The sequence below is a fragment of the Parafrankia sp. Ea1.12 genome (assembly GCF_900465275.1).
In the GTDB taxonomy this organism is placed as follows: Bacteria; Actinomycetota; Actinomycetes; order Frankiales; family Frankiaceae; genus Parafrankia; species Parafrankia soli.
Map to the genome: position 1 here is coordinate 1 of NZ_UBIZ01000531.1, position 15,100 is coordinate 15,100.

At 71.2% G+C, this 15,100-nt stretch carries 9 protein-coding genes; 3 read left to right on the forward strand and 6 right to left on the reverse strand.

The window, feature by feature from the left end:
* Positions 1-129: 129 nt before the first annotated feature.
* Positions 130-441: a pentapeptide repeat-containing protein gene (locus FMEAI12_RS30730; RefSeq protein ID WP_112108783.1), complete on the reverse strand. Its 312-nt coding sequence runs from the start codon at positions 439-441 to the stop codon at positions 130-132.
* 54 nt (positions 442-495) lie between these two features.
* Here FMEAI12_RS30730 and FMEAI12_RS30735 point away from each other — a divergent pair.
* Positions 496-1,304, forward strand: a protein-coding gene (locus FMEAI12_RS30735; protein WP_368672124.1) for an IS5 family transposase whose coding sequence is annotated in 2 segments (ribosomal slippage) — positions 496-838 and positions 838-1,304 — 810 coding nt in all. Because the reading frame shifts where the segments join, the coding sequence is not laid out codon by codon here.
* Positions 1,305-1,313: 9 nt separating this feature from the next.
* On the opposite strand, the gene FMEAI12_RS30740 is transcribed toward FMEAI12_RS30735, so the two are convergent.
* The 4 genes from FMEAI12_RS30740 to FMEAI12_RS30755 form a co-directional block, all read right to left on the reverse strand.
* Complete coding sequence (locus FMEAI12_RS30740; protein WP_112108785.1) at positions 1,314-7,994, reverse strand: type I polyketide synthase; 6,681 nt, start codon at positions 7,992-7,994, stop codon at positions 1,314-1,316.
* A gap of 152 nt (positions 7,995-8,146) precedes the next feature.
* On the reverse strand, positions 8,147-9,481 hold the full coding sequence (locus tag FMEAI12_RS30745) for a beta-ketoacyl synthase (RefSeq protein WP_112108786.1): 1,335 nt from the start codon (positions 9,479-9,481) through the stop codon (positions 8,147-8,149).
* Between the two features lie 83 nt (positions 9,482-9,564).
* The gene (locus FMEAI12_RS30750) at positions 9,565-10,281 is read right to left on the reverse strand and encodes a response regulator (RefSeq protein ID WP_112108787.1); all 717 of its coding nucleotides are present in this window, start codon (positions 10,279-10,281) and stop codon (positions 9,565-9,567) included.
* A gap of 126 nt (positions 10,282-10,407) precedes the next feature.
* Positions 10,408-12,042 (reverse strand): GMC oxidoreductase, encoded by a 1,635-nt coding sequence (locus FMEAI12_RS30755; protein ID WP_112108788.1) that lies wholly within the window; start codon positions 12,040-12,042, stop codon positions 10,408-10,410.
* A gap of 1,147 nt (positions 12,043-13,189) precedes the next feature.
* Here FMEAI12_RS30755 and FMEAI12_RS37435 point away from each other — a divergent pair.
* Positions 13,190-13,468 carry a hypothetical protein gene (locus FMEAI12_RS37435; protein WP_200835467.1) on the forward strand — a complete coding sequence of 93 codons (279 nt, stop codon included), beginning with the start codon at positions 13,190-13,192 and terminating at the stop codon, positions 13,466-13,468.
* 288 nt (positions 13,469-13,756) lie between these two features.
* Here FMEAI12_RS37435 and FMEAI12_RS30765 read toward each other — a convergent pair whose 3' ends face one another.
* A complete protein-coding gene (locus FMEAI12_RS30765; protein ID WP_112108789.1) occupies positions 13,757-14,137 on the reverse strand; it encodes a hypothetical protein in 381 nt (126 codons plus the stop codon).
* Positions 14,138-14,590: 453 nt separating this feature from the next.
* Between FMEAI12_RS30765 and FMEAI12_RS30770 the strand changes: the two genes are divergently transcribed.
* The coding region (locus FMEAI12_RS30770) for a TCP-1/cpn60 chaperonin family protein (protein WP_304598638.1) at positions 14,591-15,100 on the forward strand (510 nt) is incomplete at its 3' end.

The window sequence follows — 15,100 nt, forward strand, 5'->3', positions numbered from 1 at the left end:
TCGAAGCCACGAACCGTGACCAAACCACCCACCAGCACAGATGCCACGCCGCCACGCCGTACCAACCCACCAGCCAAGAACAGCAGAAGATCAGCCATCCAAGATCGACTTAAGCTTCACGGCATTGGGTCAGGAGCCCTCGACCAGCAGGTCCACAGACGGGTCGTACGGTGGCCACGACCCCGGCCGCTGCATGTCGTTCGGCAGCCGCGTCCACGCATCGCCGCGGGCCGCCGCCACCTGCGCCGCCGTCAGACCCATCGCAGTGGAAAGGTTCGTCCCGTCCAGCCGGGCGCCGGTGAGGGTCGCCCCGGTCAGCTGAGCGCCGGCAAGGTCCGCATTGATCAGCCAGGCGCCGGTGAGGTTCGCCCCGGTGAGGTCGGCGCGGGGGACACCGTCACAGGTGGGGGGCCGACCCAGGACAGTTACAGCTCGTTTCACAAAGAATGATCAAACGCGGCGTGTCGTGCCTGCCTGATCGGTAGACATCGGTTCATGCGTGACGAGGCGACGGTGAGCGAGGAGCTGTGGAAGCGGCTGGCGCCGCTGATCCCGGTCCGGCAGCGGCGGTTCCGCTATCCGGGACGGCGTCCGGTCGACGACCGGGCGGCGTTGGAAGGAATCCTGTGGGTGCTGCGGAACGACGTGCCCTGGCGGGAGCTACCGACCACGCTGTTCGGGGTGTCGGGGGTGACGTGCTGGCGCCGGCTACGGGACTGGGCCGAAGCCGGGGTCTGGCAGAAGCTGCATGAGCAGCTGCTCGCCGAGTGCAACGCGGCCGGGCTGCTCGACCTGCACCGGGCCCTGGTCGATTCCTCGCACATCCACGCGCTGAAAGGGGCTCCGAGACGGGTCCGAGCCCGGTCAACCGAGCCCACCCCGGCAGCAAACACCACCTGATCACCGACGCCACCGGGGTTCCACTCGCCACAATCGTGACCGGCGGGAACCGTCACGACGTCACCCAGCTCATCCCGTTGGTCGAGGCGATCCCCCCGATCCGCGGCCGCCGGGGACGGCCACGCCGCCGGCCCCGCTACCTGCTCGCCGACCGCGCCTACGACCATGTGAAGTACCGCCGACTGCTGGCCGCACGGGGTATCACCCCGGCCATCGCCCGCCGCGGGAAACCCCACGGCTCCGGCCTCGGGACACAGCGTTGGCCTGTGGAGCGCACGATCGCCTGGCTGCACCAGTTCCGCCGGCTCCGGACCCGCTGGGAACGCCGCGTCGACATCCACCAGGCGTTCCTCAGCCTCGCCTGCTCGATCATCTGCTTACGCAAACTCCGAGGATCATTCTGAAACGACCTGTTATTCGCCGCCGTCGAGCGGGAGCTTCGTGTGGTCGGCGAGACCGGCGGCGAGAGTCGCGACGGTGTCGTACTTCCAGATGAAGTTCCCCGGCAGGGAGATCCCGAGCCCCGGTTCCAGGCGGGACCGCAGTTCGAGAGCCAGCAGCGAGTCGAAGCCGAGGGACCGTAGCGGGATGTCCGGGTCGAGCACGGACTGGCCCAGCCGGAGGACGGCCCTGAGGTGCTCGGTCAGGTACGCCTCGAAGGCCGTGCGCCGCGGGAGGCCGGGAGCCACCGCGCGTAGCCCGGCCAGGACAGCGCCCGGCCCGTCCGCGACCGCGGCGGCGGCACCCCCGGCGCCCGGAACGGCCACGGCGCTCCCGGCGGCGGCCGACGGGGCGTGCTCGTCGTCGACGAACCGGGCGAACAGCGACGAGGAGCGGCCCGCGGTCGGAATCCAGGAGCCCGGCTCGCCGGGGAGCACACCCGCGCGCCGCCGCCCGTGGACGAGCAGCGTCTCCAGCGCGGCGAGCCCGACCCGCACCGGGATCATCGCGTACCCACGCTCGGCGAAGTCGGTGGCGGCGCCCACCTCGGCCCACGGCCCCCAGTTGACGACGGTGGTCGCCAGCCCCTGAGCGCACCGCCAGTCGGCGAAGCCGTCGAGCCAGGAGTTCGCGGCGGCGTACGCGCCCTGCCCGGGGTTACCGAGCAGGGAGGCCATCGACGAGTAGAGCACGAACCAGTCGAGGTCCGCCCCGGCCGTCGCCTCGTGCAGCCGCCACGCGCCGAACGTCTTCGGATGCCACACTCGCCGCACCTGGTCGGCGGTGATCGTGGTGAGGGCGGCATCATCCAGAACCATCGCCGCGTGAACGGCGCCACGCAGCCGGCCGCCCCCGGCGGTGGCGGCGGCGACGAGGCGCTCCGCCACACCGGGCTCGGCGACGTCGCCGAGCACCACCTGGACGTCCGTACCGCCCGCGACCAGTTTCGCGATGCGCTCCCGGACCGCCTCGGCGGGCTCGGACCGCCCGTTGAGCACCACTCTGGCCGCGCCCTTCTCCGCCAGCCAGGCGGCGGTCTCCAGGCCGACGCCACGCAGGCCACCGGTGACGATGTACGAGCCGTCCACGCCGACCGGCGACGGCGGCCCGTCGGGCAGCACGGCCTCGGTCACCGCGTCGCCGGGGACCTCGAGCACGACCTTGCCGATGTGCGCGGCACCGGCCATCAGCCGAAACGCGTCGGTGGCGGCCTCGATCGGGTAGGTCGTGACAGGCAGCGGCGCGAGCTCGCCGGCGGCGAGCGCCGCCGTCAGCTCCCGCAGCAGCCGGGCGACCCGCTCCGGCTGGTGCCGGTAGAGCTCGATCAGGTTCACCCCGGCGAAGGTGATGCTGTTACGGAACGGCGCCAGCCCGAGCGCCGAGTCCGCGAGGATGTCGCGCAGCCCGAGCTCGACGAAACGTCCGAAGGGCCGCAGGCACTCCATTCCGGCGCGGATCGCCGGCCCCGACAGCGAGTTGAGCACGACGTCGACGCCCTGCCCGCCGGTCGCGGCCAGGGTCTGCGCGCTGAAGTCGACCGACCGCGAGTCCATGACGTGGGTGATGCCCATGCCGCGCAGGTAGGCGCGTTTCTCCGGGGTGCCGGCGGTGGCGAGGACCTCGGCTCCCAGCAGCCGCGCGACGGCGATCGCGGCGAGACCGGTCCCGCCCGTGCCGGAGTGGATCAGCACCCGCTCACCGGCCCGCAGCTGGGCGACGTCCCGCAGCGCGTACCAGGCGGTGAGAAAGCCGGTGGGGATGCCCGCGGCGGTGGCCGGGTCGAGTCCGGCGGGTACAGGCATGGTCAGGTCGGCGTCGATGGTCAGGAACGAGCCGAACGCGCCGCCGTCAGTGAAGTTCACCGCGAGTACCGCGTCGCCGGGCCGGCGGTCGGTGATGCCCGGCCCGACCGCCGTGACCACGCCGGCGCACTCGAAGCCGATCGGTGTCTGCGGCAATGCCCCCAGGCAGATGAGGACGTCCCGGAAGTTCAGGCCGGCGGCCTGGACCCGGACCTCGACCTCGCCGTGCCCGGGTGGGCGTCGGTCGGCGGCGACGAGCCGCAGGTCGTCGAGATTCCCGTTGCCGGGCGGCTGCAGGGCGAACCGGTCGTGGCCGTACCGGACCGTACGCCGCCCGGCGGCACCACGCTCGGCGGCGGTCACCGGCGCGGGGGTCAACCGGGCGACGAAGCGGACACCGGCCCGCAGCGCGACCTCGTCATCGGCGGGGCCGGAGCGGGCGCCGTGGACATCGCCGAGCAACTCGGCGGCTATGGCCGCCATATCCGGGCCGGGATCGGCGTCGATGTGGGCGGCGCGCAGCTCGGGGTGTTCCAGCGTGAGCACCCGGAGCAGTCCGCGGATCCCGCCGTGATCAAGATCAGGGGCCGCGTTCCCGGCCAGGGCGTGTGCACCTCGGGTCACCACGGTCAGGCCGGGCGGCACGCCGGGCAGCTCGGCCAACGCCGCGGCGACGCCCAGCACCGTCATGGTCTGCTGCTGCGCCCGCGCCGGATCTGCCGGGAACGGCGAGCCGACCAGGGCCGACGGGTCGACCTGGGCACCGGGCGCTGGCTGCGCGGTCGCGCCGTCGAGGACGACGACCACCCGCCGGCCGACGGCTCCCCCGTCGTCCCCGGTGAGGGACGCCGCCCAGGCCCGCCGGGCGTCGTCGGGACCGGGCAGCGGCTGGACGTCGACGTCCGCACCGGCGGCGGACAGGGCCGTGCCGAGCGCGCCCGCCGAACCGCTCTCGTCGCCGAGCAGCAGCCATCGGCCGGCGGCCCGCGGCTGGGCCGGTTCCGGGCGGGGTGACGGCTCCCAGTCGATCCCGTAGATCCAGCCCCCGGGGCCGCCGGACGCCCGGGCGTACCCGGAACCGTCGAGGAGACGCTGGCCGTCCTGGTGGACGAGTCTCATGCCGTCGATGGCGACGACGAGCGCGCCGGCCTCGTCCAGCAGGCGGACCTCGCCGGTGAGAGTGCCCGTCCCGGTGGCGTCCAGGCGGGCATGGCAGTAGCGCACGGTCGCCGGATCGCCGTGGATCCGGATGCTGTCCGTCCCGGCAGGCAGCACCAGACCACCGGACGCCGACCCGGCGACCAGGCCGGGCATGCAGGTCAGCAACGTCTGGGCGGCGGCGTCCAGCAGCACGGGGTGCACGGCCAACGCGTCCTCGGTGGCGTACGCCTCGGTCGGGATCCCGATGCCCGCCCAGGCGCTCCTACCGTCCTCGGACAGGTGCAGATCGGACAGCGCCGTGAACGCCGGGCCGTGGTGGATGCCCCGCTCCCGCATCGCCTCGTACAGGCGCGCGGGGCCGACCCGCCGGGGATGGGCACCGGCGAGTTCCGCCAGGCCGCCGGCGGCGGTGTCCGGCGGCGGGTCGTCGTCGGCGCACGTGACGGTGGCGGCCATGTGACGGGTCCAGGCGCCGTCACCGGCCCGCGCGTGGATCTCGCACTCCGCCTCGCCGGGGCCGGTGACGGCGACCGTCATCGTGATCTCGGTGTGCTCGCCCAGGTAGAGCACCTCCTCGAAAGCGATGCCGGTGACCCGCACCCGGGCCGGCCCCACCTCGAACACCTCGGCGGCGGCGGTGACCGCCAGCGAGCAGTAGGCGGCACCGGGCAGTACCACGCGGTCGTGCACCCGGTGGTCAGCCAGCCAGGGGATGACCGCGGTCCCGGCGTCGGCCCGCCAGACGTGGCGCAGATGCTCGCCGGGCACCACCAGGTGCTCCCCGGGCAGCGACCGGTCCACGGCCTCCCGGCCGTCGAGCGTCGCCGGCCCGCCACGGCCACCGGCGGCCGACGGAGCCGCCGCCGGAGCCTCGCGGTCCGCCCAGTGGCGCCGGCGGTCGAAGGAGATCGTCGGCAGGTCCACGAGGTCGCCGGTCGGGTAGAGCACGGACCAGTCCACCGGAACTCCCGCGCAGTGCGCGGTCGCGAGACTGGTACGGAAGGCCGCCACGCCGTCCTCGTCGCGACGCAGCGTCGGCAGTACCACCGGCTCCCGCCCGGCCGCGGCGAGGATGTCGGTGACCGACCGGGTGACGACCGGATGCGGGGAGATCTCCACGAAGACCCGGTGCCCGTCGGCCGCGGCCGCGGTCACGGCGTCGCTGAAGCGCACGGTACGGCGCAGGTTCGCGCACCAGTAGGCGGCATCGAGCTCGTGCTTCCCCCGCGGGTCCTCCGCCGCGGTCGAGTAGAAGCGGACCTCGGCCGGCCGGGGGCGCAGTTCGGCCAGTTCCGCGGTGAGGTCGGCGAGCAGCGGGTCGACCTGGGGTGAGTGCGAGGCGACGTCCACCGCGATCTGATGGGCCGCCAGGCCACGCGCGGTCCAGTCGGTGACCAGATCCCTGATCCTGTCCGCGGCGCCGGAGACGACGGTGGAGCCGGGAGCCGCCAGGACCGCGACAGCGACCTCTCCGCTCGCGCCGGCCGCGGCGAGCTCGGCCTCGGTCGCGTACCGGTCCAGGCCGACGGTGGCCATCGCGCCGAGGCCGGCCACCCGGGTGAGCAGACGGGAACGGCGGCAGATCACCCGGACACCGTCGGCCAGGGTCAGCGCGCCGGCGACGACAGCCGCGGCCGTCTCCCCCATCGAGTGACCGATGACCGCCGCGGGCTCGACACGGTGGGCGCGCCACAGCGCGGCCAGCCCGATCTGTACCGCGAAGAGCAGGGGCTGCACCCGGTCGCACCCGGTGACCGCCTCCCGGCGGCGCAGCACCTCCAGCACCGAGAAACCGGCCTCGGCGGCGATGAGAGGGTCGACCTCGGCCAACGCGGCCGAGAACACCGGCTCCGCGTCCAGCAGGTCGGCCCCCATGCCCGCCCACTGCGAGCCCTGGCCGGAGAACACCCACACCGCGCCGCGCCGCACGCCCCGGGCGGCGGCCCCGGAGACGACGTTGGGGACCAACCGGCCGTCCGCGTAGGCGCGCAGGTCCCGGATCAGGTCCTTCCGCGAGGCTGCCACGACAGCCAGCCGGCCGTTCCCGGGGGACCGCCTGCGCGCCGAGGTGTAGGCGACGTCCCGCAGACCCGCGCCCCGGGCAGGCTCGCCGGCACCGGCCGCGGGATCACCTCCGGTGGCCGCGTCATCTCCGGGCTCGCGCTCCAGCCAGTCCGCGAGCCGCGCCGCGGCGGCGGGCAGCACCGCGGGCGACCCGGCGGGCACCAGGACCACCTCCGGCCCGCGGGCCCCGCGGGCCCGGACGGCCGACGACTGGCCGTCGACCCGGCCGGACTCGTGTTCGGCCCGTGCCGGAGTACGCGCGGCTGGAATCGGGGGACGGCTCACCCCGGCCGTGGCCTGTTCGAGCACCAGGTGCGCGTTCGTCCCGGAGAACCCGAACGAGGAAACGGCGGCCAGCCGCGACGGTGCGGCGCCAGGCCAGTCGGTCAGCCCGGTGGGCACGAAGAACCGCGACCCGTCAGCGTCGATCGCCGGGTTCCACCGGATGAAGTGCAGGTTCGCCGGTATCTGGCCGTGCCGCAGGCACAGCACCGCCTTGATCAGGCCGGCGACACCCGCCGCGGGCTCCAGGTGCCCCAGGTTCGTCTTCACCGAACCGAGCGCGCACCGCGCGCCATCGGTGCCGTAGGCGCGACTCAGTGCGGCGAACTCGACGGGGTCGCCGACCTTCGTGCCGGTGCCGTGCGCCTCCACCAGCCCGACCTCGGCCGGGTCGACCTCGGCGCGCCGCAGCGCGGCGGCCGCCACCTCGTACTGGGCCTGCGCGGAGGGAACGGTCAGCCCGTCGGTGTGGCCGTCCTGGTTCACCGCCGACCCGCGGATCACGGCCAGGACCCGGTCACCGTCGCGGTTGGCGTCGGCAAGCCGCTTCAGGACGACGACTCCGCAACCTTCGCCGCGGACGAACCCGTCCGCGGCGGCGTCGAAGGTGTGGCAGCGGCTCGTCGGCGAGAGCATGCCCATCCGGACGAACGACTTGGTCACCCGGGGCCACAGCATGAGAGTCACCCCGCCCGCGAGCGCCACCGTGCACTCCCCGGACCGCAGGCTCTGGCAGGCGAGATGCACGGCGACCAGCGACGACGAGCAGGCGGTGTCCACCGACATGCTGGGCCCGCGCAGGCCGAGCAGGTAGGAGATCCGGCCGCCCGCCACGCAGATCCCGTTGGTGAGGACCGAGCCCTCGAGCTCGTCCGGGTGCCCGGCCAGCCGATCCATGTAGTCGGTGTAGCTGAGCCCGGTGAACACGCCCGTCGGCGTGGCCTCGAGCCGGTCGGCCGGGAGACCGGCGTTGTCCAGAGCCTCCCAGGCGACCTCGAGCAGCAGCCGGTGCTGCGGGTCGAGGACGGCGGCCTCCCGATGTGAGACGCCGAAGAAGTCGGCGTCGAAACCGGACACGTCCTCGAGGTAACCGCCCTGGCGGGGAACGGAGCGGCCCGCCGCGGTCAGGACAGGGTCGACGAACGCGTCGGCCTCCCACCTGCCCGCAGGTGGATCGCCGACCGCGTCCCGTTCCTCCACCAGGAGCCGCCAGAGTGCGGCCGGCGAATCCACGCCGCCCGGAAGGCGGCACCCCATCCCCACGATCGCTATGTCATCCCGTTTGACGCAGGATTCCTTGTCGGCGGCCGTGGTATTCGACCACGCGTCGGCAAATGCGCTCATTCTCGGTCGGTCCGTGCCTCTCTGCAGATGTACGGCCGAATCGGCAGCGCGGCCCCGGTCGCGCGCGGAACGGCCAGTCGAGATCCCAGGCCGATCTCAGCAGGTGTTCAGGTCTTCAGATGTTCAGATGTTCAGATGTTCAGGAACCATCGTCAGGAAGCATCGGCGGAACTCATGAGGATCACGCTCTTCAGGCCGCCGATCTGGTAGGTGAAGCTCAGCGCGTGATCGAACCGCAACGGCCGCGGCCGCGTTCCCGGAATCGGGTCGAAAGGCAGGCCCTCGATCGGCTGCTCACAGTTCGCGGTGGGGCACGCCAGGCTTTTCTCCATCATGAGGAGAGTCAACGCCAGGCCGAGGTTTCCGGACTGGGCCCCGCTGTGCCCGAAACACGCCTCCTGCGAGCTGAGAAGAACCGACGGGACCGCCGGCCCGTACAGTTCCCGGACGGCGTTCGCCTCGGTGTTCGTGACGTTCATGTCACCGTCGCTGCCACCGTTGATGTACGGGATCTGGTCGATGCTCCAGCGGTCCCCGAGACACTTGCGCACCGCGGCGACCAGTGAGGCGCCCGAGTCGTCCAGCGACAGTGGGCTGGCAAGGCCGTCACGTGTGGTGGCCTGCGCGATCAGGCGCCCGTAGACGTGTGCTCCGCGCCACTCGGCGTGCCGGCGGCTCTCCAGGACCACGGTGACCGAGCCCTCGCCGAAGTTCACGCAGTCGGCGCGGACGTCGTAGGGGCGCATCGGCCGGTCCATCGACGGCAGCGTCTCGGGCATGGTGTCCGCGCCGGGCTGCGGGCCGCCGCGCGTCGCGGCGAGCAGAAGCCGCTGCGCGTTGCGCATCAGGTCCATGCTGAACGCGTCGACACCGGTGACGACCGCGATGTCGACCTCCCCGGCGGCGATCATCCGCAGGGCGTTGCCGAGCTGGATGGTGGAGGAGGAACAGCCACAGGAAACCGTGAAGCTCGGGCCCGTCGACCGGGCGATCGACGCCTGCAGGAGCGTGACGTCGTACGAGGTGATGCCGAGCTGGGCCCGGATGAACAACGCGGTCGCGGCGTCCGCGGAAAGCGTCTCGGGTGTCGCCTCCTGCAGGGCCCGGTATGGGTCGATGTTGTCGTCGAGCCCCCCTCGCCCAGTGAGGATCGCGGCGTGCTGCAGGGCGCCCGCACGAAAATCGATCTTCGCGTCCGAACACGCCTCCACGAAGGAGATCAGCCCGAAGCGGTGCGACTTGGTGAGCTGCGTCGAGTACAGCTTGGGAATCTCCGGCAGCCGCTCCTCGAACATCTCCGGCGCCAGATCGACCCGACCGTGGTAAATACCGTCCTTGACCAGGCAGGAACGCCCGTTCGACGCGATGTCCCACACCTCCTCGGCGGTGAGGGCCGGACCGTCTTCGCCGGGGAGGCAGAAGCCCATTCCGGTGACAAGGACGTCCCGCTCGCCGCGGTCAGCCGGCTGCGCGCTCACTTCGTCCACTCAGGTCTCCAACATGGTCGGCATCTTGACACACAAGATCGCGCACCGTCAGGGAGAAGTCACGATTTCGGTCATAGTGTTCTTTATCTGGTCGAAGCGACGCGGACGTCTCGCCATTGGTACAGGTGCTCCGGCCGGCCGGGCCGCCCGTACCGTTGCGTCCGGCTCGTAAGCCGCTGATCGGTAAGACGCTCCAGGTATCGACGCGCCGTCACCCTGGACAGGCCCACAGCGCTGGCGATCTCGTCCGCCGACATCGGCCCGGCCGCCTGCCGGAGGTAGGCGACAACCGCGTCGAGAGTCGCGATCGACGTGCCCTTGGGCTGCTCAGGCCACAGGGTGGTTCCGGGCCGCAGCGCCGCGAGGGCCGCGTCCACCTCACGCTGGCCGATCGGGCCGGTGCGCCCCAGCATGAGCTCGCTGCGGAACGCCGCGTAGCACTCGAGCCGGCTCCGGAACGCGGCGAAACCGAAGGGCTTCACCAGATACTGGACGGCCCCGTAGGCCACCGCCGTGCGCACGGTCGCGACGTCCCGGGACGCCGTGACGGCGATGATGTCCGGCACGGCCCCCCGGCACCGCAGCGTGCGACACACGTCGAAGCCCGTCATGTCCGGCAGGGTGAGATCAAGCAGCACGAGATCGTGGTCGTCACGGGTGAGCTGCCGCAGGCACTGGGCGCCGGTGTGGGTCACCCCGCTGACGGTGAAGCCGGCGAGCTTCTCCACATAGACGCTGTGGGCCTCAGCTGTCATCGGGTCGGCTTCGACGATCAGCGTGCGAATCCGGCCGTCGGGCATACGCTCACGCTCCAGGTGCAGGCGTCGGACATCGGGCATCGGGCGGGGAGCGCCGCCCTCACGGCGGGAACCTGGACGGCTCCCGCCGGATGCGGCCGCGCGGAGGCTCAGGAAGCGGTGGTGCCGTCAGAAGACACGTCCGACGTCCTCACGGATGATCGTGGACATGCTGTGCTCGGCCAGGGCCGCGATCGTCATGGATGGGTTACAGGCACCGGTGGAGCCCGGGATCCGCGACCCGTCGAGTACGTAGAGGCCCTTGTGCCCGATGATCCGGCCGTACAGGTCGACCGCCGATCCCATCGGCACCCCGCCCAGGGCGTGCCATGTCGAGTTCGCCTGGGCGTTCGTGTCGATCATCAGCCCGCCACCCGCGGCGGCGATCGCCTGCATCCGGGCGGCGATCTGGGTCTGGAGCGCGGCGTCACCGGTCGCCGGCCAGGTGAGCCTGGCGTCGTCCGTGTTCGGGTCGTAGGCCCACGTGCCGGCGGCGTCGACGATCCCGAAACCGACGACCGTCATCAGCTTCACGCCGCCGGTGTCGGCGGGCGCACCCGCATGGATGATGGTGGCCGGAATCGGCCCCTGTGTGTCCCGGCCGCCCACGCACGCCGGGCCGCCCTGCCGGGTGCCGGGATCACCGTTCATGCCGACCCAGGCGTAGATCCGATCACCGTTGTTTCCCCACTTCGTGCCGATGGCGTCGGGGAGGTCGGGCACCAGCCCCTTGGCTCGCGCCTTGACCAGGAGCCGCGTGGTACCGGCGGAACCGGCGTTGAGGAACACCGCGTCCGCGGTGATCCGCTTCCTCTCCTGCACGGTGCCGCCGGTGTCGATGCGGTCGACGGAGAGCACCCAGCGGCCGTCCGGGTCCATCTGGACGTCCCGCACCACGTGCAGTGGGCTTACCCGTACCCGGCCCGTGGCCTCGGCCGAGGCGAGGTAGGTGACGTCGATCGAGTGCTTGCCGCCGTTGTTGACGCCGAAGACGATGTCGCTGGTGGTGTAGGTCGGCTCGTACTGACCGGTGAGCTCACCCCGGACGTAGCTCCAGTCGACCGGCAGCGGAACCCGGAACGGCTCCAGGCCGCTGTTGGCGGCCACGTCCAGAAAGAGCCGGGACGACCGGTACTGATCCGCGTTCAGCACGTCGTTCGGCACCGTGGAGACGCCCAGCATGGTGGCGACGGTGGGGTAGGCCCACTGGTTCAGGTCGCGGTAGAGACTCGCGGCCTCCGGGATGGAGGCCGCGAAGTTCTGGCTGGTCGGCTGCAGTGTCATCCCGTGGTACACCAGCGAGCCGCCACCGACGCCGGCACCGCAGTTGACCGTTATGCCGTCGCCCGGCAGGCTCTCGATCACCCCGGTGTAGGGCGTCCAGGTCTTGTCCACGCCCGGGGTCGTGCTGTGGTCGGTCAGCCAGGCGGACCGGTTGTCGATGTTCGCCCAGCGGCAGAAGGTCGTCGCGTTCGGCCCCGTCGGCCACCGCAGGCCACGTTCCAGAACAAGAGTGGGCACGCCGGCCTGTGCCAGCCGCAGCGCGGTCACGCCGCCGCCGAATCCGCTGCCGATGACGACGGCCCGCTCCCGCTGCTCGGTGACGGCCGCGTCCGGCGGGGCTGTGGCGGCCCGTGCCCGTCCGCTGCCAGGGCCGGCCGCCAGCCCACCAGTCGCAGCCGCGCCAAGCGCCACTGTGCCGAGGATCCTCCGGCGGGTCAGCCCCGGGCCGGATTCCAGGGGTGTGGAAGCGTTGTCAGACATGGTGTCTCCATCTCTTCCGTCGCACTACGAAAGGCCGCCGCCCCGTATCGGCGGTGCGATGTATGGATCCAAGGGAACGCAGTGGTTCGGCCGGTTCCGGGCCTGCCGGCGCGCCGAACAGAGGCCACTCGGCGCCCCCTGAGGACCTATGGCACACAGAAATCAGTTGGACGTTTTTCGCGCAGGCACAGGGCCGCCTGAACCTCCCCATCCAGCGGCGCGAAAAAGGATGCGTCAGCTCACGACACCGGTGCGCGGCGCGGTGCAATGCGGAAAATGGACAGCAACCACTGCCCGGACAGGCGATTCGAAGTTCCCAGCGCCGACGCGACGCGCTCGCGATCTTCGACATTCGCCCGCGCCACGAAACCCGCCGCAGGAAAAATCACCACGCGGACACAACACCATGCGACTCAGGCGGTCACGCATGAGCACAGGCAGCGTAACTACCCCGGACGACCTCCGCGAAAAATCAACACCCGCTCATCCGTGGCAACACTCCACCTCGAACCACCGCCGGATACCGGTCGCACCGCCCCCGCGATGCGATCCATGCCGGCCAGCACAGGATCGTGCATATCGCCCGCGCCCCGTCCCACCTCTCCCTTCGGACACAGACGACGCCGGCGCGGCTGTCGCTCTCCGAATTACCGACCCGGTCGTCCATGCCACCTCCAGCACTCGACTCCGGGATGGCGCCCAGTATTGTGAGCGATCACTTTTCTGTCAACTGGTCGACCTACGAGCATGCATTTCCGCAGTTGGTCGGCCGATTCCGGACCGCTTGAAGATCCATACCCGGCTCACGTTCGGCACGCGCGACGAGCAGGATGCCGGCACAGGTCATACCCGCGGGTGACACGGATGGCCGACCAGCCGACGGTCGCCCTTCTTCGCGATGACCGAGGTCAGGGATGTGGCCGCCGAGCACCCGCCACATTCGCGGGGCAGCTGGTGGCCCATGCCGTCGAAGATCACCGACTTCGCGTCAGGCGCGGCCGCAGCCACGTCGGGCCCGCCGCACCCGGAGCAGCCGGCACCACGCGGCACAGCGTGGGCGCCGTCAACGGCGAGGCCGGCGAGCGCACCACCACCGAGATAAGTGCTCGCTCATTCACTAAGGTCCAGTCACGCCAGGTCGGCTCTCATGACGGAGTTCGGTCTCCTCACGCCCGTCCTGTCACTTGTGCCGGGAACGCATCCCGGCTGGGAACGGGACGGCGGGTCCGATGACGTGCGCCGGATCGCGGAGGCGGCGGACAGCCTCGGCCACGACTACCTCCCCGGTTCGCCGCCGGACCGCAGATGGCGCATCTCGTCGGTGCGGTTGACCCGGCCCCGCTCGAACTCCGTCCCGCACCTGGAGTCCGATCTCGGCGTCACTCTCGACAGCGACACCCTGTCCCCGGTTTCGCAACGGCAGTAGCAGGAGGTTATCCAGCAGGGCGTCGAGATGCCTGGGGACGCCCGCCGGTACGGCGCGCGTCGTCCCACGGGTGGTCGCCCCAGGTACCCGTTTCGCAATGGCGCACGGGCCTGGCGAGATAGTAGCGCCACAGATCAGTCACAGCGGGACCAAGAAGTTCCGGAAGGTTCTCGTGCCGCAACTTGACGCGTGTCCCCCCCTCCACGGAGACCCAGCCGATGTCCACCACGGACGGCTCCGGAAGACACTCCTCGAAGCGAGGAAATGGGTCGTCCTGCGAGGGTTCTGTCAACCTCCGGTAATCCCAGGAGGTGACGACGCCACCGATGCCGAAGGCAGCCTTTCCCGCAATACCGAGACCGTCCTCACCGGAAGCGGCCCGCCCACGAGGGTGCCGACCTCCACCGGGCCGACCCGGACGCGGAAACTCACCTCGGATACCTCGGTCCACTCGGCCGTGGGCGGCGGCGGCTCGTTGTTGTGCAGCTCGACCCGCACGGCGAGCGGACCGTAGTTCGTCCCCGTGACTATCCTCAGTCCCCCATCGCTGACGGCAACGAGACCGTCGCCGGTGTCGCCGGCGGAGGCAGCGGTGATCACCGGCGAGTTCCCGCTGTACACGAGGAACTGGTGATGGTCGGCGGTGACGGTGAACTCGCTGCGTCGCATATCAGGCCTTCCAGGTGACGGGTTCAAGCGGCACTGGCACTGAAGGGCTGGACGGCGGGCCCGACCAACAGGGTTGCCCACGAGGCGGAGCACCTCGGTGCCGACCTACCGGCTGCCGGCGCGGGCTCCGGCGGGCGCCGGTGGACACCGGCGCGAGCCGAACGCAAGCGGACCCGGGCCTTCCCCTGCGAATTCTCGCGCCGGGCGGGATCGGCGCCCGGAGTGGTCGCCAGTACACCGCGCTCTTCCCTTCGGCTCGATCACGCGGGGTGGTGATGGCCTCGGTTCCGGGGGTGCCGAGAGCTATACAGTGGCTGGCACTCAGCTAGGTCGAGTGCCAACCTCCGGAGCGACGGGTGCCTGGGCCACGCGAGCCCATCGTCTTCGTTGTCAGGCACCCGCCGGCGGCCGGCACTCCTCCGCATGGCCCAAGCCCAGGAGGAAACACCCCATATGCCGAAGATCATTGCCTTCGACGAAGAGGCACGGCGCGGCCTGGAGCGCGGCATGAACCAGCTGGCCGACGCGGTCAAGGTCACGCTCGGCCCCAAGGGTCGCAACGTCGTCCTCGAGAGCAGGTTCGGCGTCCCCACCATCACCAACGACGGCGTCAGCATCGCCCGGGAGATCGAGCTCGAGGACCCGTACGAGAAGATCGGCGCGGAGCTCGTCAAGGAAGTCGCGAAGAAGACCAACGACGTCGCGGGTGACGGCACCACCACCGCGACCATTCTCGCCCAGGCTCTCATCCGCGAAGGCCTGCGTAATGTCGCCGCCGGTGCGAACCCGATCGCCCTGAAGAAGGGCATCGAAACCGCCGCCGCAGCCGTCTGCGCGGAGCTCTCCAGCGTCGCCAAGGACGTGGAGACCAAGGAGCAGATCGCCTCGGCCGCCTCCATCTCCGCCGGTGACCCGGCCATCGGCAGCATGATCGCCGAGGCGATGGACAAGGTCGGCAAGGAA